Below are 22,640 nucleotides of genomic sequence, written 5' to 3' on the forward strand. Positions count from 1 at the left end.
ACTATTTACCGATGCAGAAGCTGGAAAAAATCCGTCCCAGCAAATCATCCGAGCTGAATGCCCCCGTGATTTCGCCCAACAGCTGTTGGGCCTGGCGTAGATCCTCAGCCAGCAGCTCCCCTGCCCCCGCCAAGGTCAGCTGTGCCCGACCGTGTTCCAAGGCCGCGCTGGCATGACGCAACGCCTCCAGGTGCCTGCGGCGAGCGCTGAAGCTGCTTTCTGAAGTCTGTTCGTAACCCATGCAGGCCTTGAGGTGGTCACGCAGCAGCTCCAGGCCGTCCCCGGCCGACTTCGCACTCAGACTTATAGTGACGTGGCCATCGTCACTGGTTTCCATGGCAATGGCTTCCCCTGTGAGGTCAGCCTTATTGCGGATCAAGGTGACTTTGGCCGGGTCTGGCCGTTGTTCAAGGAATTCCGGCCACAGCGCAAAAGGATCAACAGCTTCAGGTGCGGTGGCATCCACCACCAGCAGCACCCGATCCGCTTCGCCAATGGCCTTGAGCGCCCGTTCTACGCCGATCTTTTCCACCTGGTCGTCTGTATCACGCAGTCCGGCGGTATCGACCACATGCAAGGGCATACCGTCGATGTGGATATGTTCGCGCAGGATATCCCGTGTGGTACCGGCAATCTCGGTAACGATCGCCGCTTCACGCCCCGCCAGGGCATTGAGCAAGCTGGATTTACCGGCATTGGGTCGACCGGCAATCACCACGGTCATGCCGTCACGCAGCAAGGCGCCTTGCCCGGCTTCGCGCAGTACTGTGGATAATTCGTCGCGGATCTTGTCCAGCATCGCCAATACATGGCCATCGGCAAGGAAGTCGATTTCCTCTTCCGGAAAATCAATCGCCGCTTCCACGTAGATACGCAGGCTGATCAGTTGCTCGGTCAAGTTATGCACACGCAGGGAAAACGCCCCCTGCAGCGAGCGCAATGCATTGCGCGCAGCCTGTGCAGAACTGGCCTCGATCAAGTCGGCTATCGCTTCGGCCTGCGCTAGGTCGAGCTTGTCGTTGAGGAATGCCCGCTCGCTGAATTCTCCCGGGCGCGCCAGGCGACAACCCAGTTGCAGGCAGCGTTGCAGCAACATATCCAGGACGATCGGGCCACCGTGTCCTTGCAATTCGAGGACATCTTCGCCGGTAAAGGAATTAGGGCCCGGGAAATAAAGTGCCAAGCCTTCGTCCAATACCCCGTTATCCGCATCCAGGAAGGGGCCGTAATGCGCGTAGCGAGGCTTGAGTTCACGACCACTGATGGCTTTGGCGGCAATGCCGGCGAGCGGCCCGGAAATTCGAACGATACCGACACCGCCGCGACCTTGAGCGGTAGCGACAGCAGCGATGGTTTCACGAGGAGCGCTCATCAGCAGGTTCCAGAACAAAAGTGACGGAAAGCAAAACGCCCCACTAGGGGGCGTCTTGAGTGGTTATCCACAGAGTAAGTTACGCCGCGGCTTTTTTGGTAGCCGCTTCGATCTTACGTGTGATGTACCACTGTTGAGAGATCGACAACACGTTGTTGACCACCCAGTACAGCACCAGGCCAGCTGGGAACCACAGGAAGAAGAAGGTGAAGATGATTGGCATCATTTTCATTACCTTGGCCTGCATCGGATCCGGCGGCGTTGGGTTCAAGCGCTGCTGGATAAACATGGTCGCGCCCATGATGATCGGCAGGATAAAGAACGGGTCTTTGATCGACAGGTCAGTTATCCACAGCATGAACGGAGCCTGGCGCATTTCCACGCTTTCCAGGAGTACCCAGTACAGCGAAAGGAATACCGGCATTTGTACCAGAATCGGCAAGCATCCACCCAGCGGGTTGATCTTCTCTTTCTTGTACAACTCCATCATGGCCTGCGACATTTTCTGCCGGTCGTCACCATGTTGTTCTTTCAGCGCGGCCAATTTAGGGGCCACGGCACGCATGCGCGCCATCGACTTGTAGCTGGCGGCCGACAGTGGGAAGAAGATCCCCTTGATCAGCATCGTCAGGAAGATGATCGAGAAGCCCCAGTTGCCGACGATGCTGTGGATATGTTGCAGCAGCCAGAAGATCGGCTGGGCAATAAACCACAGGATGCCGTAATCCACAGTCAGTTCCAGGCCTGGGGATAACTCTTTCAGTACTGCCTGGCTTTTCGGGCCGGCATACAAGGTAGCGCTGGTTTCAGCCTTGGCGCCTGGAGCGACGGTCAACGCCGGGCCAGTAAAGCCAATAATGTAGTTGCCCTGGCTGTCCTTGCGGGTTTGCACCAGGTTGGCTTCACCCTTGTTCGGAATCCATGCGGTCACGAAGTAGTGTTGCAGCCAGGCAACCCAGCCACCTTGAACGGTTTCTTTCAGCGCGCCCTTGTCGATATCTTTCATCGACACTTTTTTGTACGGCTCGTTACTTGTCCACAGGGCGGCGCCCAGGTAAGTCGCGGTGCCGGTGGCGGTGCTGGAAGACGGATCGGAACTGCCATCACGCTTGAGCTGGGCAAACAGGTTGCCGCTCCACGGTTTGTCGCTTTCGTTGTCGATCAGGTAAGTGACCTTCAAGTCGTACAAACCACGGGTGAAGCTGAAACGCTTGATGTAGTTGACGCCATCGAGGCTGAATTTCAGGTCAACGTTCAACTGGTTTTGGCCATCAGCCAGTTGATAAGTCTTCTGTTCGGTCGAATAAACCGGACGACCGGTAGCACGAGCATCCGGACCGTTGGTGCCAGTCAGGCCGCTTTGTGCCAGATAAACGCGTTCGCCGCCGTTATCGAACAGCTGGAACGGAACATCCGGATGGTCTTGGCGACGTGGATAAAGCGGCAGCTTCAGCTGGGCGATATCACCACCTTGTGGATCGATAGCCAGGTCGAGCACATCCGTTTTGACGTGGATGAGGTCTTTATTGGTGACTACTGGCGTTTCTACAGGGGCGCTTGTCTCGCCATTCGCGCTGGGAACATCGGCACTCGCGGACGCATTGTTACCCAGCGGGGTGTCCGGAATAGCCGGCGCAGCCTGATTGGTAGCAACATTCTGAGTCGGCAGGGCAGCTTGGCCATAGTCCTGGTTCCACTTAAGAACCATGACGTAGGACACGATTGCCAGGGCGACGATCAGGATCGTGCGTTTAATATCCATGATTACTCGGCCATCGAAGAAGAACGGGAGGTAGGGATAGGTGGAACCGGGTCATAACCACCGGGATTCCACGGATGACAGCGGCCTAAACGACGAAAGGCCAGCCAGCCACCGCGCAGAAGACCATGATTTTCTATGGCCTCTAACGCGTAGCAGGAACAACTGGGGTAGAAACGACAGTGGTTGGCCATCAGAGGACTAATGGCATAACGGTAAAACTGGATCGGAACGAGCGCCAGTTTACGCATCAAGGCTGTCTACCCCTACAGTTTCGGTGCTGACTGCTGGTGCTGGCTTGTGGGTACGCGCCAAACGTTTCCAGAGCTTGCCGAAATGCTGAATCAATTCGGGGTTTTCTACGTCCCCCAAGCCTTTGCGCGCGACGATAACAATATCCCAACCAACCAGAGTGTCCTGGTGGAGGCGAAACGATTCGCGCATCAGACGCTTGAGGCGATTGCGCTCAACGGAGAGCTTTACGCTCTTCTTGCCGATCACCAACCCGAGACGGGGGTGATCCAGATCGTTGTTACGCGCAAGGAGCAGGAGATTTTTCCCCGGAACCTTGCCGGTGGGGGAGTCAAAGACTGCCTTGAAGTGCCGGGGGGTAAGCAGGCGCTTTTCCCGACTGAAGTCCTGACTCACCACCAGTACCGGATTATCAAACTGCCAGACGCGCACGACCTTTGGCGCGGCGACGCGACAGGACAGCACGGCCGTTCTTGGTGGCCATGCGAGCACGGAAGCCGTGGGTACGGGCGCGTTTGATGGTGCTTGGTTGGAAAGTACGTTTCATGGCGTTGTTACCTGGTTCGTCCACAACGGGCCGGAATGGCCCCCGTTTTAAGAGACCGGCGATTCTAGAGAAAGCAAGCCTCTAGGTCAATTTCCAACCAGCTTTTCCTTTAATTAGATCTTTGCACGTATCCAGGCCTTTTCTGTCCGCCTGGCTTCCATGGGCAATGCCATAGATATAAAAATAAAGAAGGAAGTTATTTAAAGCTTTTCTGTAAAGCTTATAAAAGCTAGGGAAGCGTTCGTCTGTGGATAACTGCCTTGAGGCCATATTCCACGTGATGTACAGAGAATGACAACACGGGGGAGAAACGGTGCTCTGCCTGTGCTGCGCTGTCGGATAAGCTGTGTGTGGAATGGCTTGTTATCCACAGGCCGGTTACCCACAGACTTTCGACCCCACTTGTACAACGGGCTTAGGTGCGCTTATCCACAGAGCTTATGCACAGACCATCTGTCGCCTTCTTTACGGTTAAGGCATTGATTTTGGCTGGTGTGTGAGCAACCTACATGTGGATAAGTGGGCGGCTGGCCGCTACAATGGCGGCTGTTTTTGCCTCACCGGCTTTCAACTTAGGGGATATCCGTGTCAGTGGAACTTTGGCAGCAGTGCGTGGAGCTTTTGCGCGATGAGCTGCCTGCCCAGCAATTCAACACCTGGATCCGTCCGCTACAGGTCGAAGCCGAAGGCGACGAGTTGCGTGTCTACGCACCCAATCGTTTTGTTCTCGACTGGGTCAACGAGAAGTACCTGAGCCGCGTTCTCGAATTGCTCGATGAGCATGGCAATGGCCTCGCGCCCGTGCTCTCCTTATTAATAGGCAGCAAACGCAGCTCGGCGCCTCGCGCTGCGCCGAATGCGCCGTTGGCAGCGAGTGCCTCGCAGGCACAGTCCGCTGCCGCGCCTGTTAATAACTCGCCAGCACCGGTTGCCCCGACGCCTTCAAAATCCTCGTCGCAGAAAAACGCGCCTATAAATGAAGAGCCGTCCCGCGACAGCTTCGACCCGATGGCAGGTGCCAGTTCGCAGCAGGCCCCGGTTCGCGCGGAACAGCGCACTGTGCAGGTGGAAGGCGCGCTCAAGCACACCAGCTACTTGAACCGCACCTTTACCTTTGAGAACTTCGTCGAAGGTAAATCCAACCAGCTGGCCCGGGCGGCCGCCTGGCAAGTGGCCGATAACCCCAAGCATGGTTACAACCCACTCTTCCTTTATGGTGGCGTTGGCTTGGGTAAGACTCACTTGATGCACGCTGTGGGTAACCATCTATTAAAGAAGAACCCGAATGCCAAGGTCGTGTACCTGCACTCGGAGCGCTTCGTGGCTGATATGGTCAAGGCCCTGCAGCTCAATGCCATCAACGAGTTCAAGCGGTTCTACCGTTCCGTTGATGCCTTGTTGATCGATGACATTCAGTTCTTCGCCCGCAAGGAACGTTCCCAGGAAGAGTTCTTTCACACCTTCAACGCCCTGCTCGAAGGCGGCCAGCAGGTCATCCTCACCAGCGACCGTTATCCGAAGGAAATCGAAGGCCTGGAAGAACGTCTGAAGTCGCGCTTTGGTTGGGGCCTGACCGTTGCGGTAGAGCCGCCGGAGCTGGAAACCCGCGTTGCGATCCTGATGAAAAAGGCTGACCAGGCGAAGGTCGATCTGCCCCACGACGCCGCATTCTTCATTGCCCAACGCATTCGCTCCAACGTGCGTGAGCTGGAAGGCGCACTCAAGCGGGTGATCGCACACTCGCACTTCATGGGCCGCGACATCACCATCGAGCTGATTCGCGAATCCTTGAAAGACCTGCTGGCACTACAGGACAAGCTGGTCAGTGTGGATAACATCCAGCGCACCGTGGCGGAGTACTACAAGATCAAGATTTCCGACCTGCTGTCCAAGCGCCGCTCGCGCTCGGTGGCTCGTCCGCGTCAGGTGGCTATGGCACTCTCCAAGGAGTTGACCAACCACAGCCTGCCGGAAATCGGTGATGTGTTTGGCGGTCGCGACCACACCACGGTCTTGCACGCGTGCCGCAAAATCAACGAACTTAAGGAATCCGACGCGGATATTCGCGAGGACTACAAGAACCTGCTGCGTACACTGACTACGTGATGACACCAGCGCAGCTTATTAAGGCAAGGGACTAGACCATGCATTTCACCATTCAACGCGAAGCCCTGTTGAAACCCCTGCAACTGGTCGCAGGCGTCGTCGAGCGCCGACAGACCTTGCCGGTGCTCTCCAACGTATTGCTGGTTGTCGAAGGCCAGCAGTTGTCCTTGACCGGTACCGACCTGGAAGTCGAGCTGGTGGGGCGCGTCCAGCTCGAAGAACCCGCCGAACCTGGCGAGATCACCGTGCCGGCGCGTAAGCTGATGGACATCTGTAAGAGCCTGCCCAACGATGCGCTGATCGACATCAAGGTTGATGAGCAGAAGCTGGTGGTCAAGGCCGGTCGCAGCCGTTTTACGCTGTCTACCTTGCCAGCCAATGACTTCCCCACCGTTGAAGAAGGCCCTGGCTCGCTGACCTGCAGTCTGGAGCAAAGCAAGCTGCGCCGTTTGATCGAGCGCACCAGCTTCGCGATGGCCCAGCAGGACGTGCGTTACTACCTCAACGGCATGCTGCTGGAAGTGTCGGAAGGCATCATCCGTGCCGTGGCCACCGACGGTCATCGTCTGGCAATGTGCTCGATGCGTGCTGATATCGGTCAGCCGGACCGTCACCAGGTGATCGTGCCGCGTAAAGGTATCCTTGAATTGGCACGTTTGCTTACTGAACCGGATGGCAACGTCAGCATTGTCCTGGGCCAGCATCACATCCGCGCGACCACGGGTGAGTTCACCTTCACCTCCAAGCTGGTTGACGGCAAGTTCCCGGATTACGAGCGTGTGCTGCCTAAAGGTGGTGACAAGCTGGTCATCGGCGATCGTCAGGCCCTGCGTGAAGCCTTCAGCCGTACCGCGATTCTGTCGAACGAGAAGTACCGCGGTATCCGCCTGCAATTGGCCAACGGCCAGTTGAAGATCCAGGCCAATAACCCGGAGCAGGAAGAAGCGGAAGAAGAAGTGGGCGTCGACTACAACGGCGGTTCGCTGGAAATCGGCTTCAACGTGAGCTACTTGCTTGATGTGCTGGGCGTGATGACCACGGAACAGGTGCGCCTGATCCTGTCGGACTCCAACAGTAGCGCCCTGGTGCAAGAATCCGATAACGACGACTCGGCTTACGTTGTTATGCCGATGCGCCTGTAATCATGCTCAGCAGAAGCTAGATGTCCCTCAGTCGCGTCTCGGTCACCGCGGTGCGCAATCTGCACCCGGTGACCTTCTCCCCCTCCCCACGCATCAATATCCTCCATGGCGCCAACGGCAGTGGCAAAACCAGCGTGCTGGAGGCCATCCATTTGCTGGGGCTCGCCCGTTCATTCCGCAGTGCTCGACTGTTGCCGGTGATTCAATACGAACAACTGGCGTGCACAGTGTTTGGCCAAGTTGAATTGGCTGAAGGTGGGCACAGCAGCTTGGGGATCTCCCGCGATCGTGGCGGGGAGTTTCAAATTCGCATTGATGGGCAAAATGCTCGCAGTGCGGCGCAACTGGCGGAAATCCTGCCGCTGCAATTGATCAACCCAGACAGTTTCCGTTTATTAGAAGGCGCACCGAAGATCCGGCGTCAGTTCCTCGATTGGGGAGTGTTCCACGTGGAACCGCGATTCATGGCCACGTGGCAGCGCCTGCAGAAGGCCCTGCGGCAGCGGAACTCATGGCTGCGGCATGGTACACTTGACGCCGCTTCGCAAGCGGCCTGGGACCGGGAACTGTGCCTGGCCAGCGACGAAATTGATGAATACCGCCGCGCCTATATCAAAGCCTTGAAACCAGTCTTTGAGCAGACCTTGAGTGAGTTGTTGGATCTTGAGGGGCTGACGCTGAGTTACTACCGTGGTTGGGACAAAGAGCGCGAGCTGAGTGCAGTGCTCGCCACGTCCTTGCAGCGGGATCAGCAAATCGGCCATACCCAGGCCGGACCCCAACGGGCTGATTTGCGCCTTAGATTAGGCGCACACAATGCCGCGGACATCTTGTCCCGTGGTCAGCAGAAGTTGGTGGTGTGTGCTTTACGGATCGCCCAGGGGCATCTCGTTAGCCAGGCCAGGCGTGGCCAGTGTATTTATCTGGTGGATGACTTGCCGTCCGAACTCGACGAGCAACACCGCCTCGCGTTATGCCGTTTGTTAGAAGAATTACGCTGCCAGGTTTTTATCACCTGTGTAGACCACGAATTATTGAGGGAAGGCTGGCAGACGGAAACGCCAGTCGCTTTGTTCCACGTGGAACAAGGCCGTATCACCCAGACCCACGACCATCGGGAGTGAAGGCATGAGCGAAGAAAACACGTACGACTCGACCAGCATTAAAGTGCTGAAAGGTTTGGATGCCGTACGCAAACGTCCCGGTATGTACATTGGCGACACCGATGATGGTAGCGGTCTGCACCACATGGTGTTCGAGGTGGTCGACAACTCCATCGACGAAGCTCTGGCCGGTCACTGCGACGACATCAGCATCATCATCCACCCGGATGAGTCCATCACCGTGCGCGATAACGGTCGTGGCATTCCGGTAGATGTGCACAAAGAAGAAGGCGTATCGGCGGCAGAGGTCATCATGACCGTGCTCCACGCCGGCGGTAAGTTCGACGACAACTCCTATAAAGTCTCCGGTGGTTTGCACGGTGTGGGTGTGTCGGTAGTGAACGCTCTGTCTGAAGAGCTGATCCTTACTGTTCGCCGTAGCGGCAAGATTTGGGAACAGACCTACGTCCACGGTGTGCCACAAGAACCAATGAAAATTGTTGGCGACAGTGAGTCCACCGGTACCCAGATTCATTTCAAGCCTTCGGCTGACACCTTCAAGAATATCCACTTCAGCTGGGACATCCTGGCCAAGCGTATTCGTGAACTGTCCTTCCTCAACTCCGGTGTTGGCATCGTCCTCAAAGATGAGCGCAGCGGCAAGGAAGAGCTGTTCAAGTACGAAGGTGGTCTGCGTGCATTCGTTGAATACCTGAACACCAACAAGACTGCGGTCAACCAGGTGTTCCATTTCAACATCCAGCGTGAAGACGGCATCGGCGTGGAAATCGCGTTGCAGTGGAACGACAGCTTCAACGAGAACCTGTTGTGCTTTACCAACAACATTCCACAGCGCGACGGTGGTACTCACCTGGTGGGTTTCCGTTCCGCGCTGACGCGTAACCTGAATACTTATATCGAAGCTGAAGGCCTGGCGAAGAAACACAAAGTCGCCACTACCGGTGATGACGCCCGTGAAGGCTTGACCGCAATTATCTCGGTAAAAGTGCCGGACCCTAAGTTCAGCTCCCAGACCAAGGACAAGCTGGTGTCTTCCGAAGTGAAGACAGCAGTGGAACAGGAGATGGGCAAATACTTCTCCGACTTCCTGCTCGAAAACCCGAACGAAGCCAAGCTGGTTGTCGGCAAGATGATCGATGCGGCACGTGCCCGTGAAGCGGCGCGTAAGGCCCGTGAGATGACTCGTCGTAAAGGCGCGTTGGATATCGCCGGCTTGCCCGGCAAACTGGCTGACTGCCAGGAGAAGGACCCTGCCCTTTCCGAACTGTACCTGGTGGAAGGTGACTCTGCTGGCGGTTCCGCCAAGCAGGGTCGTAACCGTCGCACCCAGGCCATCCTGCCGTTGAAGGGTAAGATCCTCAACGTTGAGAAAGCCCGCTTCGACAAGATGATTTCCTCCCAGGAAGTCGGCACCTTGATCACAGCCTTGGGCTGCGGTATTGGTCGCGAGGAATACAACATCGACAAGCTGCGTTACCACAACATCATCATCATGACCGATGCTGACGTCGACGGTTCGCACATCCGTACCCTGCTGCTGACCTTCTTCTTCCGTCAGTTGCCGGAGTTGATCGAGCGCGGCTACATCTACATCGCCCAGCCGCCACTGTACAAAGTGAAAAAAGGCAAGCAAGAGCAATACATCAAAGACGACGACGCCATGGAAGAGTACATGACGCAGTCGGCCCTGGAAGACGCGAGCCTGCACTTGAACGACGAAGCACCGGGTATTTCCGGTGAGGCGTTGGAGCGTTTGGTAAACGACTTCCGCATGGTGATGAAGACCCTCAAGCGTTTGTCGCGCCTGTACCCTCAGGAGCTGACCGAGCACTTCATCTACCTGCCGGCTGTGAGCCTGGAGCAACTGGGCGATCATGCCCACATGCAGGATTGGCTGGCTCAGTACGAGGTGCGCCTGCGCACCGTCGAGAAGTCTGGCCTGGTGTACAAGGCCAGCCTGCGTGAAGACCGTGAACGTAACGTTTGGCTGCCAGAGGTCGAGCTGATCTCCCACGGCCTGTCGAACTACGTCACCTTCAACCGCGACTTCTTCGGCAGCAATGACTACAAGACCGTGGTAACCCTGGGCGCGCAACTGAGCACCCTGCTGGACGACGGTGCTTATATTCAACGTGGCGAACGCAAGAAGCAGGTCAAGGAATTCAAGGAAGCCCTCGACTGGCTGATGGCTGAAAGCACCAAGCGCCACACCATCCAGCGATACAAAGGTCTGGGTGAGATGAACCCGGATCAACTGTGGGAAACCACCATGGACCCAGCTCAGCGCCGCATGTTGCGTGTGACCATCGAAGACGCTATTGGCGCAGACCAGATCTTCAACACCCTGATGGGTGATGCGGTCGAGCCACGTCGTGACTTCATCGAAAGCAATGCCCTGGCGGTGTCCAACCTGGACTTCTGATCAGGTGGAGGTTCTCAGAATAAATGAGAACTTTCACAAATAGATGACTCAAGCTTGTCAGCTCAACTGACTGAAAAAGCCAACGTTTTTAAACGTTGGCTTTTTTGTCTTTAAAAACAGAGATTTTTAGCGCTGTTGTAGTTATCGGCAGCGGGGCCAATTCGGTGGTGACGCCTGCACACGGTTCAGGTAACGCAACGTATCAAACTTCCCAACGCTCGGTCACCAACTGTCAATGAATTGTTCCAGCTCAATGATTTCCCGCCGCAGTCAGGCTACCCTTGCCTAGCGGCAGTAATCCCAATACCGATCACTGGTCTGGCAAGTTACCAAGCAGTAGCAGCACTACCCTGTGTCATGAGTGCGTCCGAAAGTGATAGTCGGCGCAGATAGAGCGTAACAAGGTCAATTCAAGGAGAATGACAGTGAAGTGGATGGATGACCTGTTACACACGATCGACAATGCCCAAACTGAAGCTGAATTGTTGGACCGGATAGTAAGCACTGCAAGACACCTAGGGTTCGACTATTGCGCCTATGGGATCCGAATACCTATACCCGTCACCCGCCCTGCGGTCGTGATGAGCAACAATTTTCAGCCTTCGTGGCGACAACGCTATGCCCAGTGCGAATACATTGCCGTGGACCCGACAGTGCAACACTGCACGAAATCGACGATACCGATTGTCTGGGACGAGCAAATAACCCAGCAAACCCCGCAGATGTGGGAGGAAGCCCGCGCAGCCGGACTGGTCCATGGTTGGGCTCAATCCTGTCTGGACGGCCGCGGCAGCGGCGGCATGCTGACACTGGCGCGCCCCAGCGACGCTATTACTGCGCAAGAGCTCGCATCCAATCAAAAATACATGCGGTTTTTGGTGAATGTCGCCCATCAGGGGTTCTTGCGAGTACTGACACCGCAGTGGCAATTACCGCAGGAAAAATCGCTGTCGCGGCGCGAATGTGAAGTCCTTAAGTGGGCGGCCGACGGCAAGACTGCCTACGAGATCGGTTTGATCCTCTCGCTATCGCGGGAAACCATCAAGTTTCACCTGCGCAATGCAGGCTCGAAACTGGGCGTCCATAACTGCACCGCTACCGTAGTGCGCGCCACTACACTGGGCTTGCTCGTCTGAGACACCACTCATGTGTGCACCGCTGAAGCGTTAACGGCGCCGAGTGAGAACAACAACAATAATACTCGCACGTTGAAGACGCACCTGCCCAAAAGAGCAGTACCTAAGCATTCGATTATTCTGCTGAATTATCCCTCGATTATTTGCCGAGGGTTCCTCATGTATATGACCACGGGTACGCGCCTTACATTACCGATAGAACTGTGGCAGGCCCTGCTGCGATATCGCTATCGCGTATTTGTCGAGAAACTTGGATGGCATCTGGACTGTGCGATCGGTGAGGAACTGGATCAATTCGATCGCGACGACACGGTATACGTGATCGCCCATCAAGGCCCGCGCATCGTCGGCGTAGCGCGGCTGCTGCCCACACACAAGCCCTATCTGCTGGGAGAAGTGTTTCCCCAGGTGCTCGGCGACCAGGCACTCCCTCATTCGGCGGACATCTGGGAAATCTCCCGTTTTGCTGCCGTCGACCTGCAGCAACAGACCTTCACTGGCCATTCAATGTCATCGCCGAACGCCGTGGCGCTGCTGCACGAAGTGCTCAAGGTCGCGGCTCGCCACGAGGTTCGCCAATTGATCACGGTATCTCCGCCCGGGATCGCCCGATTGTTGCGCAAAGCGGGCTTCGACGCTCATTGCGGGGAAAAGCTGACCGTGATCGAAGGGCAAAAGATCATGGCCAACTGGATCAGGGTACCGCCCAGCCTTGTTGATCGAGAAGTGGCCTGAAGCACTACGAATGGCCTGCCGCTGCCGGCAAATTGGGCAAGCCGCCTCCCCAAAAGGTTAGGTTACAACTTCAGGCCCCTGTTCTTAAATAGCGCTGCATCGGCATTTCAACCATATAAAGGACATGGGCCCTACATGAAAAAAGTCATTGTCATTTCGGGGCATCCGGATCTCTCGGTTTCCCGCGTCAATATCGCGATCATGAGCAAGATCAGCCATCGTGGCGTCAAGGTCCATAGCCTGTCCTGCGCGGTAACGCCCACCGGGTTCGATGTTCGTGCAGAGCAGGCGTTGCTCGATGCCCATGACCGCATCGTGTTGCTGTTTCCGTTGTATTGGTATTCCTGCCCGGCAATCATGAAACAGTGGATCGATGAAGTGTTCACCCCCGGCTATGCCTACGCACGCGGTGGCGACAAGCTCAAGAACAAGGAGTTCATGATCGTCACCACAGTGGGGGCGCCATCCACAGGCTACCGCGCTGGCGGGTTCAACCGTTACACACTGGATGAATTGCTCAGGCCTTTGCAGCAGACGGTGGCGTACGTCAAAGGTATCTACCTGCCTGTCGTCGGGGTTTACGAATCGGTATTCATCGACGACGAATCAATCGACGTCATCGCTCAGAATGTCGCCGAACAGGTCATTGAGGACCAGGCATCCGCCGACCAGCTCTACGAAAACATGCTATTGCAGGCCGAGCAGGCGCAAATCGCCCTGCTGCAATAAGGTGTCATCCATCATGAAGACGCCAAACGCCCAGATCCCACCGTGCGCCAGCCTGGTGGCCGAGCTCCATGAGCTAGGTTTTCTGCATTCGGCCAGCGCGATCATCGACACCGAATCCACGGTATTCGAACTGTATTGCCTGATGACGGCCGCGACGCCCGCCTGGCTCAAAGGTGCGTTCAGGCTGCGCGACAGCATCTCGCAGCACTTTCACGTCGAGAAGATCGGCGGGTTCTCGGGCGTCACACCAGAGTGCGTCCCGACGGTCGGCGAAAAGCTCGATTTCTTCACCATCGAGGCCCTCAGCGCACACAAGCTGGTACTGACCTCACGCGATACCCATCTGGCGGTCATGGTCTCGATCGATACAACACTCACGCAACCGCGTTGCCTGCATATCACCACCTCCGTCAAGACCTTCAATACTTTCGGCCGCCTCTACATGCTGCCGGTGGCGCCGGTACATGGGCCCATCATTAAGCTTTTGCTGTCCCGTCTCCCCCTACATTCCCCAATTCGCTCACTTGGAGATCGCAACCCATGAACTGCGCAGACTTGATTGACCCCCATCTGTTGCACAAAGACAGCCCCAAGGATGTCCTGATCGCTCGACCAAGGCTGATTCTGCCCAGTTTTCTCAGTACTACGATTGGTGCAGAAATACTGGCTGGCAACGCGCAGGATCAGGCCCTGTTCGAGGCGCTGTACAGTGCGCAAGATGGCCAGTATGTGCTGCGCTATCTGCCCTTGAAAATCAGTGCGGAACAGGCGAGCACACTCTCCACCTTCGAGATCCGCCTGACTGATTTCTATACCGAGTGCGGCGACCACTTCATCCTCACGGCTGAATTCATCCCCCTGCAGGCCCAACGCTACCTTGCCCAGCATTTTCAGGGAGGTGATGCCGAAATACCGTCCGACCAGGTATTACGCATGATCGAGTGCCTTGAAGCGCTCGCGCAGTGGGATAAGGCCAGGCAGGGGTCTTATCTGTTGATCAATGACACCAAGAATTACTACTTCTATAACAAGCAGCACGAACATGTGCCGGGCCTGATGTTGATCGAGGTGGCCAGGCAAGCCATGTACTACTACGTCTACAACTACTTGGGGCACCGGCGCGGCGCAGTTTCCATTTCCATCGAAGACTTGCGCATTTCCTTCAATGCCTACACCGAATCGGCCTATGAAGTCGAAATCGTGGTGCAGCAGGCCCAGGGCCTCAGGCGATCACAACCCAAGTCCATCGACAAGTGCGCGAACTTCTATCAGAACGGTCGGCTGGTGTCGCGTCTTTGGCTGCAAGGCGCAGTGATCAAGTTACCGCTGTTCAAACGCATGCGCTCGTTGAACTACCCTCAGGATCATTGGTTTACCCCTTCCGATCGCTTGCCCAAGAACATCCTCGTGCATCACGCCGATAGCGTGTTGCAAGCCAGGCTGAGCCTGCTCTCGGTACTGGGAGTGCTGGTGACTCATCAAGCCGGGGCCATCGATTGGAGCACGGTCAGTACCGTATCGCTCTACATCGAAGGGGGTGGTTTCCTCAGCCTGCCAGTTGCTTCGACCTGCTCCACCGGCGAATCCGACCAGCGGGTGCTGGTGTTCGGTAAGCTGTCTAAGGACCAGGCCAGCGAACTCCGTGAAACGATCAAGTGCCACTGCTTCTTTGCCGGGCAGATGCGATGGGCCGCGGCCTCTTCACCAGCCCCTCTGGCCCACGAGCAAATCGTGGCATGAGGATCGTTCGCCCATGAGCTATGAGCTTTCACAACGCCCACTGGTGATCGGTCAGAGCGTTTCGCTGAAAAACCGATTGTATTTCGCCCCGATGGGCATCGACCTGGCCACCTCGGACGGTTCGCTGTCCGAAGAAATGTTCACTTTCTATCAACATGTGATCGACGGTGGCTGCGCCATGGTGGTGCTGGGCAATTCCTCCATAGCGCCCTCCACGCGCCTGCATGCGCGAGGCCTGTGCCTGCACAGCGATGCCAACCTGGAAAAGCTCGCGCCGCTGGTGGAGTACGGCCACCAGCGGGACTGTCCGGTGGTGGTGCAACTTCAGCATTACGGAGCCCAAGGTGGCACGCAGATCAGCGGCCAACCGCTGCTTTGCCCGAGCCGCAGTGCGTTATCCGGTAGCAGTGGTGCCGATCTGTTGGTAGAGATGAGTGTCGAGGACATCGACGCTGTCTGCGATCAGTTTGCCCAAGCGGCTCTGCGTGCCAGACAGGCCGGCGCCAAAATGGTCCAGCTCCAGGCATCCAACGGCTATCTGCTGAGCAGTTTTCTATCGCCCTGGACCAACCATCGGCGTGACGCCTATGGCGCCAGCCCGCTCAAGCGAGCGCGGTTCCTGCTGGAAGTCATCGACCGCATTCATAGGGTTACCGCTGGAGACCTGGAGGTTTCCGTGCGCCTGGGCATCGATGATTGTCTGGGCACCAGCGGGCAGCAACCGGAACTGCTCGAGGACGTAGTGGCTGCCCTGGCGGACGCCGGGACGTCGGCAATCATGTGCTCGATCACCATCAAGGAAACCTTCCGCTACATGCTTTCTGCCCATCCTGAGATTCAGCGACAGTTCGTCGAAGGGGTGCGGCTGATCAAGTCGTTCACCTCGCTCCCGGTCGGCTATGCCGGTTTCATTGGCTCGCTGCAGGAGGCAGAAGATCAACTGCGGCTGGGTCACTGTGATCTGGTCGGCATGAGCCGAGCCCTTTTTGCCGATAACGACCTGATCAGCAAGTCGCTCGCCGGCCATGAGGATCAGGTCCAGCAATGCCGGTTTGACGGTAACTGCTTTCGAGACAAGAGCAATCCGCAACTCGATCGGGTGTATTGCTGCGTGAATGAGCATTACAAGCGGCCCGCTCACATCCATTACGGGAATCAATAACATGGAATTTCAAGACAAGAACGTCGTCATCACCGGCGGAGCAAGCGGTATCGGCCTAGCCGTGGCAAAGCAACTGGCCGGAGCGGGCGCGCGGCTGTTCCTGATGAGCAGAAACGAGCAAAAGGCTGCCGCCGCTCTGGAGATACTCGGGGCTTCGGCGCAGTTCATCTTTTGCGATGTAGCGTCGGAAACTTCAGTAGCCGAGGCCTTCGCGAAGGTGGCTGGCGAGGTTGATCAGTTGCACTACGCCATCAACAACGCAGGCATTACCGCCCCCTACGCGCCGATCGCGACAATCCAGCCGCAGGACTGGAACAGGGTCATCCACACCAACCTGAACGGCCCCCTTTACTGCCTGCAAAAAGAACTGGCATTGATCAGCCAGTACCCCGATGGAGCGATCGTCAATGTTTCCTCGTGCGCTGGCGTGATGCCGATGGCCAATCAGGCGGCCTACGTCGCCAGCAAGACAGCGCTCAATGCCTTGACGCAGGTCGCCGCCATGGAGAATGCCTGCGACAGCGATTCCGGCTTTGCCGTGCGCGTCAACGCCGTAGCGCCCGGGCCGACACTGGGAGGTATGAACTCTCCGGAACGGCTGGCTGCCCATCCGGAAAACACCCAGCGCAAGCGTGACGTGACGGCCATGAAGCGCTTTGCCCAGCCAGAGGAAATCGCCGATGCGATCATGTTTTTGCTGAGCAAGAGATCCAGCTATATCACCGGCACAGTGCTCAGCGCCGATGGCGGCTATCACATCGGCAAATTCTAGGGGTAATCATGGCTAGCATATTGATCACCGGTGTAAGCACCGGTATCGGCAACGCCCTGGCACGCTATCACCTGGCCAGGGGCGACGAGGTGCTCGCGGTGTCACGAAATCCTGCGGCCAATATCCCGCCACAGGAGCACTTCCACTTTATGCGGTGCGATTTGACCGATATCGAGCGCGCACCGGCAATCTTGCAGACGTTGCTATCGCGTACCCCTGCCCCGGTAGAGACCGTCTACCTGAATGCGGGACGGTTCGGCGGCGCGCCCCAACTGGCCACGCAGACCTCGATGCAGGAGTTCAATAGCGTCTTGGCGCTCAACCTGGGCGCCGTAAAAATGGTCCTGGACATTATGCTGAGTGCGACGCCGCCCCCCAGTACGGTGGTCTTTTCATCATCGATTTCGGCACTGCGCCAACGTGCGGGGATGCTCTCATATTCCGTATCCAAGGCAGCGTTGAATGCTCTGGCAAAAATCTATCAATTGGAAAACCCACACACATTCTTTGCAGTTCTGGGGCTCTGCAACGTCCAGACGACTGTGGCACGGACCATCATGGCGGCGGATGAGCGTTTCAGCGATCTTGTCGCGCTGCGGCAACGAGCGGCAGTTCCCGGCTACATCGTCGACGCCGACTCCCGCGCTGGGCATATTGTCCAGGTTTTGGCCGAGCGCCATCGTAATGGACTGAAATCGGGAGAGTTCCAAGAAATTCGCGACTTGCTGAACCAACCACTCAAGGAGGAGACCCGCAATGACCCAATCCACACATGAGAAAATCGTACGCGTTGGCGCTATATACGACATTCTTGCAATGGCCCCATTCGCCTTGCCGATGGTGTCCGTCTGGGCCTATTCAATGATCCAATGGGTCGATCAACAACTGGGCTTCAACAGCCGCTTCTCGACGCTCGACCCCACGGCCATGTTCCTGCTCAACATCGGCGCCTGGGCATACCTTGTGTGGGGCTTTGTGCGTTGGCGAGCCCCCACACGCGAACATGCCCGTCTCAGCGCCTTGCTGCGCGTGATCGTAGTGGTACTGCAGGTATTGGCCGTCAGCGGTGGCGCTTCGCCTTTCTTGCTGGTGCTGGGTGTCGTTCAACTGTTGCTGGCGGTACTGGAGTTTTCCCACAGATTATTCGAGCGCAACGTCGCCAAACCCACCCGAGAAGGGGCCCGTTCTTACTGATGGTTGGCGCCGATGCGGAGTTGACCCAGTTGCCGAGATTTCACCGATCGGTCAATCCCGGGGTCGGCATCAACACGACAATCCTGTTGGAACCGAGAACGGCCTGGACTGCTCAGGCCGTTTTTTAAAATGCTCCACGTGGAACATCGTGATTTTCAGCGTTGAGTCGCCGGCGCCACACTCTCCAATCGATACCCATACCCATAGATGGTCAACAGCTGCCAACCCCGGTCGGCCGTCAGGCCAAGCTTGTTACGCAGCCGATAGATATGCGTATCCAACGGTCTTGAAGAGACCATTTCCTCATGGCTCCAGAACCGCTCATAGAGGTACTCTCGGGAAAGCGGCCGTGCCAGGTTGGCAAACAAGCAACTGGCCAATCGGTACTCGCGTTCGGTCAGGTTGATTGGTTTGCCCGCACGGGTAACGGTGAGTTCGGCGTCATCGAAGGTCAGGTCGTTGAAGCTTTGTACTTCGTTGTTCGCGGACTTCTGAAAACCATGCCGACGCAAAACGGCGGTGACTCGCGCTTTGAGCTCATTGGGTCGAAAGGGTTTGCTGACGTAATCATCGGCGCCGCTGTTGAGCGCAGTGACAATATCGCTCTCGGCATCACGGCTGGTCAGCATGATGACCGCGGGGGGCGCTTCCATGTGTTCGCGTGTCCAGCGCAGTATCGCGATGCCACTGATATCAGGCAATTGCCAGTCGAGTATCAGCAGGTCAAAGGTTTCGCGGCGCAGTTGGCGCAGCAGGTCTTCACCGCGTTCGAAGCAATGCAGGGACCAGGGCTGTTCCGTGATACTGGGGATTTGTCGCAGTGTCTGTTCCACCCGCCGCAGTTCAGCGGGTTCGTCATCCAGTATTGCGACACGCATGTCGAAGGTCCTTTCTTCTAATATTAGGCAGCCGACGGCCTTGGATATATGGCACATACTGCACAGTTGCCGGCCTCTGAATCTGAAGAATTGTGGTCAGATTCAACGCCCCCTTGGAACTCTCGGTACGCTGATATCAAAGGGCCGTTAAGCCATTGAAAGTTCTCGATACCCAGGTGGGAAAGATACCGGCTCCCGATCGTAAGTAAAAGGATCAGCCGACAGGTACGCTGCCGCCAACACCTGCGCGTTGATGTCAGATGCCTTCTGGAACCCATACCTTAATGAGCACCATGACCCTCTCTCCCCGCGCGACGCGCCGTACCCTCCCCGCCCTGTTGATCCTGGTAGCTTCGGCCAGCGCCGGTGCCAAGACGCGTCCCCCCTACCTCGATGATGATTTTCTTTGCCGTGCGCAACCTTTGCCGGCCGTCGTCCAGCATGTCACCGGGGATGCCTGGAAACTCGACCCGCGAGGCAAGGCAATGCCTTTGCAGGAAGGCATGACCATCGATGAGCAGGAGGGTGTGAAGACATCGGCGTCGGCGTTTGTCAGCCTGTCGTTGGGGGATGGCTCGCGGCTGGTGCTGCCCTCCAGTTCCCAGGTGCGCTTGCGCCTGGTCGAGAAGCGGTCGATTCCGCAGGTCATACTCGAACAAGGCCAGGTTGAAGCGTATGTGATCAAGCGAGCCAGTGATTACGACCGGTTCCAGATCATCACCCCTGTCGGGGTGTTGGGTGTGCGAGGCACGCACTTTCGAGTACGTGATGACGGTGAACAGTCCATGCTGGAGGTGCTTGATGGTCAGGTGGCGGTCAATCGCGCCCTGAAAACCGCGCCTGCCGAAGCAGAGGTCAAGGTCGATGGCCGGCAAGGCCTGCTGTTCAAGCAACAAGGTGATCTTCACCCCGTTGAGTTACTGTCCGCGCCCAGGCTTATCGGCCAGGATGGGCAGAAAGGTGATGCGCCGGTCTGGCGTTTGTACCTGCGACCGTTGCCCGGTGCCCGGCGGTATCGCGCCCAAGTGGCGACTGATAAAGCCTTTATGAACATCCAGCAGGAAAACTTTTCCAGTGAGCCGAAAATGAGCTTCACTGGGCTCAAGGCATCGTTCTATCACGTTCGTGTATCGGCGTATGACGAGCATGGCCTGGAAGGAGAAACCGGGGTCTATGACATCTTCTACTACCCGCCCGCCACGCAGGCGCAGGCTTCCGGTGGCTGACCAATGATGTTCTGGCGCAAGGCCGAGAAACGCCAACCCACCCATGCCCAACGCCTGTTCCACGGGTTGGTCCGCGAGTGGTTGTGGATCGGTTTACTGTTGCTGCCGATCACGGCCTATCTGTCCTTGAGCCCCGGCCTCGCCCTGAACAATCCGTTGTATGACAGCCTGCGCCGTCTTACCCCCTTACCCGTTGACCCACGCATCTTGCTGGTAACAATTGATGACGCGAGCTTGAAAAAGCTCGGCCAATGGCCCTGGCCACGCAGCTTGCACGCCGACTTGATCGATCGCCTGAGTGCCGCGCAACCGGCAGGCATTCTGTTTGATGTGATCTTCAGCGAGCCCGGCAACGCTGCCAACGACAAACGCCTGGCCGAGGCAGTGTGCAACGCGGGGAATGTGCTGTTGCCACTGGTGCGCGAGGGCACCGCCAGCTACAGCGAGCCAGGGGAGCAGATGCTGCCGCTGCTCAAATGCGCCAAGGGCGTTGGGCATATTAATGTTGAGGCGGACAGCGACGGCGTGGTGCGCAGCCTGTACATGCGTGAAGGACCGCCTGCAGCCACCGCTGCGCAGTTGGCGTGGTTGGCGTACCAGTTGAGCGGCGAAGCCCAGGCCATGCCGGGGGAGCCCCAGGATTCAAGTGCTCAAACCTGGCATCGCGAGCACGCCATCCGTATCCCTTTCATCGCGCCGCACACTCATTTTCCCAGCGTGTCCTACGTCAGCGTATTACACGGTGAAGTCCCTTCCGAACTGCTACGTAATCGCCTGATCCTGGTGGGGGCTACCGCTTCGGGGATGGGTGACCGGTTCGTCACACCCCTCTCCTCCACCGTGGGCACGACCGCGGGGGTGGAGATCCAGGCCAACGTGCTCAATGGCTTGCTGCAAGGGCGCAGCATTGTCGATCTGCCTGGCTGGTTGGCGGCAACGATGGCGACGTTCCTGGTGGCGTTGTTGCTCGGCCTGCTGCTGTACCGGCCGCGCTATGCATTGTGGATGACGCTGGGCTGCATGGCGGTTGCGCTGCTCGGTTCCTGGGCGTTGTTACGCCTGGGGCACTGGTGGTCGCCGGCGGCCTGCCTGATTGGCCTGCTGTTGAGTTACCTGATCTGGAATTGGCGCCGCTTGAGTGTGATCCTCGCCTATTTCGGCTGGGAACTGGCGCGGCTGGATAACGAACCCAAAGTACTGCCCGAACGCCGTCGCGCGCCGGCCAGCAAGGGGGATGTGTTGCAGGCGCGTATCTTCGCCCTTGAGCAAGCTGTCGGTCGTACGCGGGACACTCGCCGCTTTATGGCCGATGGCCTGGAGTGCCTGCCGGTGGCGACGCTGATCACCGACCCCAAAGGCAACATCCTGCTGGCTAACCGCATCGCCCGCGATGTGTTCGGTAATGACCTGGTCAGCGAAAACCTTCTCGAACAACTCGCTGACCTGGGGTATCCACCGTTGCATAACGGCGTGCGACCCGCGCTTGCGGCGCTCGAACTCGTCGAGTTCCGCGACATTCATCAACGCAGTCTGCGAATGGAACTTGCGCCGCTTTTGCCCGCCGACGGTGACGTCGCACTCGGATGGCTACTGAGCCTGACGGACCTGAGTAAGGAGCGTGAGGCCCAGCAGCACCGCGAGACCATGCTGCGCTTCCTCTCTCACGACTTGCGCGCACCCCACTCGGCGATCCTCGCGCTGTTGGATGTGCACAATGGTGAGTCGCCCGTATTCGCCCAGATCGAGCAACAGGTTCGACGTGCCTTGAGCCTCACCGAGTCCTTCGTGCAATTGGCCAAGGCGGAAGCTGACGGCTACCAATTCCAGCCGACGCTGTTCGCCATGCTGGTGATGGATGCCTTCGACCAGGTGGCGCTGATCGCGCAGCTCAAGGGCATTCACTTGGTCCATGACCTCGACGAGGCGGACGAAGGCATGGTTTCAGCCGATCAATCGTTGCTCACGCGTTCGTTGTTCAACGTGCTGGAGAATGCGATCAAGTATTCCCCGTCCGGTACCACGGTAAGGTTGAGACACAGCAGCGTACAAGGCTGGTTGGAATGCCGCATCAGCGACCAGGGCCCGGGGATTGCCGCTGAAGATTTACCCGAGCTGTTCAGCCAGTATCGGCGCTTCGAGTCCGCCCAAGGCAGTGAAGGTCTTGGATTGGGGCTGACCATGGTCAAGGCCGTTGTAGAGCGCCATGGTGGCCTTATCAGGTGTGAAAGCGTGGTAGGCAAAGGCACCACATTCAGTCTGCAGCTGCCGTTGTTGGAAGACTGACCCGCGTACTATTCGGCTGTGTATAAAAAACCGGTCTCAAGGACCGGTTTTTTACTGCGCA

At 57.3% G+C, this 22,640-nt stretch carries 21 protein-coding genes; 15 read left to right on the plus strand and 6 right to left on the minus strand.

Translation table 11 applies throughout. From position 1 onward, the window contains the following. Position 1 precedes the first annotated feature (1 nt). The 5 genes from mnmE to rpmH all read right to left on the minus strand — a co-directional run bounded on the left by mnmE (position 2) and on the right by rpmH (position 3,930). Positions 2–1,372, minus strand: a complete 1,371-nt coding sequence (gene mnmE / locus ACODSV_RS14760; protein ID WP_150054704.1) for a tRNA uridine-5-carboxymethylaminomethyl(34) synthesis GTPase MnmE — start codon at positions 1,370–1,372, stop codon at positions 2–4. Positions 1,373–1,451: 79 nt separating this feature from the next. Further along, positions 1,452–3,134: a membrane protein insertase YidC gene (gene yidC / locus ACODSV_RS14765; RefSeq protein WP_024078260.1), complete on the minus strand. Its 1,683-nt coding sequence runs from the start codon at positions 3,132–3,134 to the stop codon at positions 1,452–1,454. A 2-nt stretch (positions 3,135–3,136) separates the two neighbouring features. Beyond that, positions 3,137–3,382, minus strand: a complete 246-nt coding sequence (gene yidD, locus ACODSV_RS14770; RefSeq protein ID WP_077430980.1) for a membrane protein insertion efficiency factor YidD — start codon at positions 3,380–3,382, stop codon at positions 3,137–3,139. After that, positions 3,375–3,782 (minus strand): ribonuclease P protein component, encoded by a 408-nt coding sequence (gene rnpA, locus ACODSV_RS14775; RefSeq protein WP_020302575.1) that lies wholly within the window; start codon positions 3,780–3,782, stop codon positions 3,375–3,377. The genes yidD and rnpA overlap by 8 nt, the downstream gene beginning before the upstream one ends. Before the next feature lie 13 nt (positions 3,783–3,795). Further along, positions 3,796–3,930 carry a 50S ribosomal protein L34 gene (gene rpmH, locus ACODSV_RS14780; protein ID WP_003213577.1) on the minus strand — a complete coding sequence of 45 codons (135 nt, stop codon included), beginning with the start codon at positions 3,928–3,930 and terminating at the stop codon, positions 3,796–3,798. Positions 3,931–4,515: 585 nt separating this feature from the next. Between rpmH and dnaA the strand changes: the two genes are divergently transcribed. The 13 genes from dnaA (at position 4,516) to ACODSV_RS14845 (ending at position 18,192) form a co-directional block, all read left to right on the plus strand. Continuing rightward, positions 4,516–6,036, plus strand: a complete 1,521-nt coding sequence (gene dnaA / locus ACODSV_RS14785; protein ID WP_150095320.1) for a chromosomal replication initiator protein DnaA — start codon at positions 4,516–4,518, stop codon at positions 6,034–6,036. 38 nt (positions 6,037–6,074) lie between these two features. After that, positions 6,075–7,178: a DNA polymerase III subunit beta gene (gene dnaN, locus ACODSV_RS14790; RefSeq protein WP_005783345.1), complete on the plus strand. Its 1,104-nt coding sequence runs from the start codon at positions 6,075–6,077 to the stop codon at positions 7,176–7,178. A gap of 20 nt (positions 7,179–7,198) precedes the next feature. Then, entirely contained in the window at positions 7,199–8,302 is a 1,104-nt protein-coding gene (recF, locus tag ACODSV_RS14795; protein ID WP_024072542.1) for a DNA replication/repair protein RecF, read from the plus strand. A gap of 4 nt (positions 8,303–8,306) precedes the next feature. Then, positions 8,307–10,724 (plus strand): DNA topoisomerase (ATP-hydrolyzing) subunit B, encoded by a 2,418-nt coding sequence (gene gyrB / locus ACODSV_RS14800; protein WP_024072543.1) that lies wholly within the window; start codon positions 8,307–8,309, stop codon positions 10,722–10,724. Positions 10,725–11,143: 419 nt separating this feature from the next. Then, complete coding sequence (locus ACODSV_RS14805) at positions 11,144–11,860, plus strand: helix-turn-helix transcriptional regulator (RefSeq protein ID WP_051448857.1); 717 nt, start codon at positions 11,144–11,146, stop codon at positions 11,858–11,860. A 159-nt stretch (positions 11,861–12,019) separates the two neighbouring features. After that, a complete protein-coding gene (locus ACODSV_RS14810; protein ID WP_041160802.1) occupies positions 12,020–12,595 on the plus strand; it encodes an acyl-homoserine-lactone synthase in 576 nt (191 codons plus the stop codon). A 135-nt stretch (positions 12,596–12,730) separates the two neighbouring features. Then, entirely contained in the window at positions 12,731–13,324 is a 594-nt protein-coding gene (locus ACODSV_RS14815) for an NAD(P)H-dependent oxidoreductase (protein ID WP_024072551.1), read from the plus strand. 13 nt (positions 13,325–13,337) lie between these two features. Further along, positions 13,338–13,868 carry a DUF2867 domain-containing protein gene (locus ACODSV_RS14820; RefSeq protein WP_150054605.1) on the plus strand — a complete coding sequence of 177 codons (531 nt, stop codon included), beginning with the start codon at positions 13,338–13,340 and terminating at the stop codon, positions 13,866–13,868. Next, on the plus strand, positions 13,865–15,064 hold the full coding sequence (locus tag ACODSV_RS14825; protein WP_069077294.1) for an AfsA-related hotdog domain-containing protein: 1,200 nt from the start codon (positions 13,865–13,867) through the stop codon (positions 15,062–15,064). Before ACODSV_RS14820 ends, ACODSV_RS14825 begins: the two co-directional genes overlap by 4 nt. A 13-nt stretch (positions 15,065–15,077) precedes the next feature. Further along, complete coding sequence (locus ACODSV_RS14830) at positions 15,078–16,226, plus strand: oxidoreductase (protein ID WP_150054604.1); 1,149 nt, start codon at positions 15,078–15,080, stop codon at positions 16,224–16,226. A gap of 1 nt (position 16,227) precedes the next feature. Next, positions 16,228–16,998 (plus strand): SDR family NAD(P)-dependent oxidoreductase, encoded by a 771-nt coding sequence (locus ACODSV_RS14835; RefSeq protein WP_024072555.1) that lies wholly within the window; start codon positions 16,228–16,230, stop codon positions 16,996–16,998. 8 nt (positions 16,999–17,006) lie between these two features. Further along, entirely contained in the window at positions 17,007–17,774 is a 768-nt protein-coding gene (locus ACODSV_RS14840) for an SDR family NAD(P)-dependent oxidoreductase (RefSeq protein WP_024072556.1), read from the plus strand. After that, positions 17,755–18,192, plus strand: coding sequence for a hypothetical protein (locus ACODSV_RS14845; protein WP_024072557.1), 438 nt, complete (start codon positions 17,755–17,757; stop codon positions 18,190–18,192). The genes ACODSV_RS14840 and ACODSV_RS14845 overlap by 20 nt, the downstream gene beginning before the upstream one ends. A gap of 155 nt (positions 18,193–18,347) precedes the next feature. Here the strand turns inward: ACODSV_RS14845 and ACODSV_RS14850 are convergent, their stop codons facing one another. Continuing rightward, positions 18,348–19,070, minus strand: coding sequence for a response regulator transcription factor (locus tag ACODSV_RS14850; protein WP_024072558.1), 723 nt, complete (start codon positions 19,068–19,070; stop codon positions 18,348–18,350). A gap of 293 nt (positions 19,071–19,363) precedes the next feature. Here ACODSV_RS14850 and ACODSV_RS14855 point away from each other — a divergent pair, with 293 nt between their 5' ends. Together ACODSV_RS14855 and ACODSV_RS14860 are read left to right on the plus strand one after the other, a co-directional pair. Next, the gene (locus ACODSV_RS14855) at positions 19,364–20,296 is read left to right on the plus strand and encodes a FecR family protein (RefSeq protein ID WP_223817836.1); all 933 of its coding nucleotides are present in this window, start codon (positions 19,364–19,366) and stop codon (positions 20,294–20,296) included. Between the two features lie 3 nt (positions 20,297–20,299). Beyond that, complete coding sequence (locus ACODSV_RS14860; RefSeq protein WP_150095321.1) at positions 20,300–22,579, plus strand: CHASE2 domain-containing protein; 2,280 nt, start codon at positions 20,300–20,302, stop codon at positions 22,577–22,579. Positions 22,580–22,640 lie beyond the last annotated feature (61 nt).

Source organism: Pseudomonas sp. FG86 (assembly GCF_057808775.1).

Excerpts from the sequence above, each read along its gene's own strand:
- ACODSV_RS14850 (WP_024072558.1), bottom strand. The coding sequence starts at position 19,070 with ATGCGTGTCGCAATACTGGATGACGAACCCGCTGAACTGCGGCGGGTG.
- ACODSV_RS14810 (WP_041160802.1), top strand. The coding sequence starts at position 12,020 with ATGTATATGACCACGGGTACGCGCCTTACATTACCGATAGAACTGTGG.
- ACODSV_RS14830 (WP_150054604.1), top strand. The coding sequence starts at position 15,078 with ATGAGCTATGAGCTTTCACAACGCCCACTGGTGATCGGTCAGAGCGTT.
- gyrB (WP_024072543.1), top strand. The coding sequence starts at position 8,307 with ATGAGCGAAGAAAACACGTACGACTCGACCAGCATTAAAGTGCTGAAA.
- rpmH (WP_003213577.1), bottom strand. The coding sequence starts at position 3,930 with ATGAAACGTACTTTCCAACCAAGCACCATCAAACGCGCCCGTACCCAC.
- ACODSV_RS14805 (WP_051448857.1), top strand. The coding sequence starts at position 11,144 with ATGACAGTGAAGTGGATGGATGACCTGTTACACACGATCGACAATGCC.
- yidD (WP_077430980.1), bottom strand. The coding sequence starts at position 3,382 with ATGCGTAAACTGGCGCTCGTTCCGATCCAGTTTTACCGTTATGCCATT.
- ACODSV_RS14855 (WP_223817836.1), top strand. The coding sequence starts at position 19,364 with ATGACCCTCTCTCCCCGCGCGACGCGCCGTACCCTCCCCGCCCTGTTG.
- recF (WP_024072542.1), top strand. The coding sequence starts at position 7,199 with ATGTCCCTCAGTCGCGTCTCGGTCACCGCGGTGCGCAATCTGCACCCG.
- ACODSV_RS14840 (WP_024072556.1), top strand. The coding sequence starts at position 17,007 with ATGGCTAGCATATTGATCACCGGTGTAAGCACCGGTATCGGCAACGCC.
- ACODSV_RS14815 (WP_024072551.1), top strand. The coding sequence starts at position 12,731 with ATGAAAAAAGTCATTGTCATTTCGGGGCATCCGGATCTCTCGGTTTCC.
- yidC (WP_024078260.1), bottom strand. The coding sequence starts at position 3,134 with ATGGATATTAAACGCACGATCCTGATCGTCGCCCTGGCAATCGTGTCC.
- mnmE (WP_150054704.1), bottom strand. The coding sequence starts at position 1,372 with ATGAGCGCTCCTCGTGAAACCATCGCTGCTGTCGCTACCGCTCAAGGT.
- dnaN (WP_005783345.1), top strand. The coding sequence starts at position 6,075 with ATGCATTTCACCATTCAACGCGAAGCCCTGTTGAAACCCCTGCAACTG.
- ACODSV_RS14835 (WP_024072555.1), top strand. The coding sequence starts at position 16,228 with ATGGAATTTCAAGACAAGAACGTCGTCATCACCGGCGGAGCAAGCGGT.
- ACODSV_RS14845 (WP_024072557.1), top strand. The coding sequence starts at position 17,755 with ATGACCCAATCCACACATGAGAAAATCGTACGCGTTGGCGCTATATAC.
- ACODSV_RS14820 (WP_150054605.1), top strand. The coding sequence starts at position 13,338 with ATGAAGACGCCAAACGCCCAGATCCCACCGTGCGCCAGCCTGGTGGCC.
- ACODSV_RS14825 (WP_069077294.1), top strand. The coding sequence starts at position 13,865 with ATGAACTGCGCAGACTTGATTGACCCCCATCTGTTGCACAAAGACAGC.
- ACODSV_RS14860 (WP_150095321.1), top strand. The coding sequence starts at position 20,300 with ATGATGTTCTGGCGCAAGGCCGAGAAACGCCAACCCACCCATGCCCAA.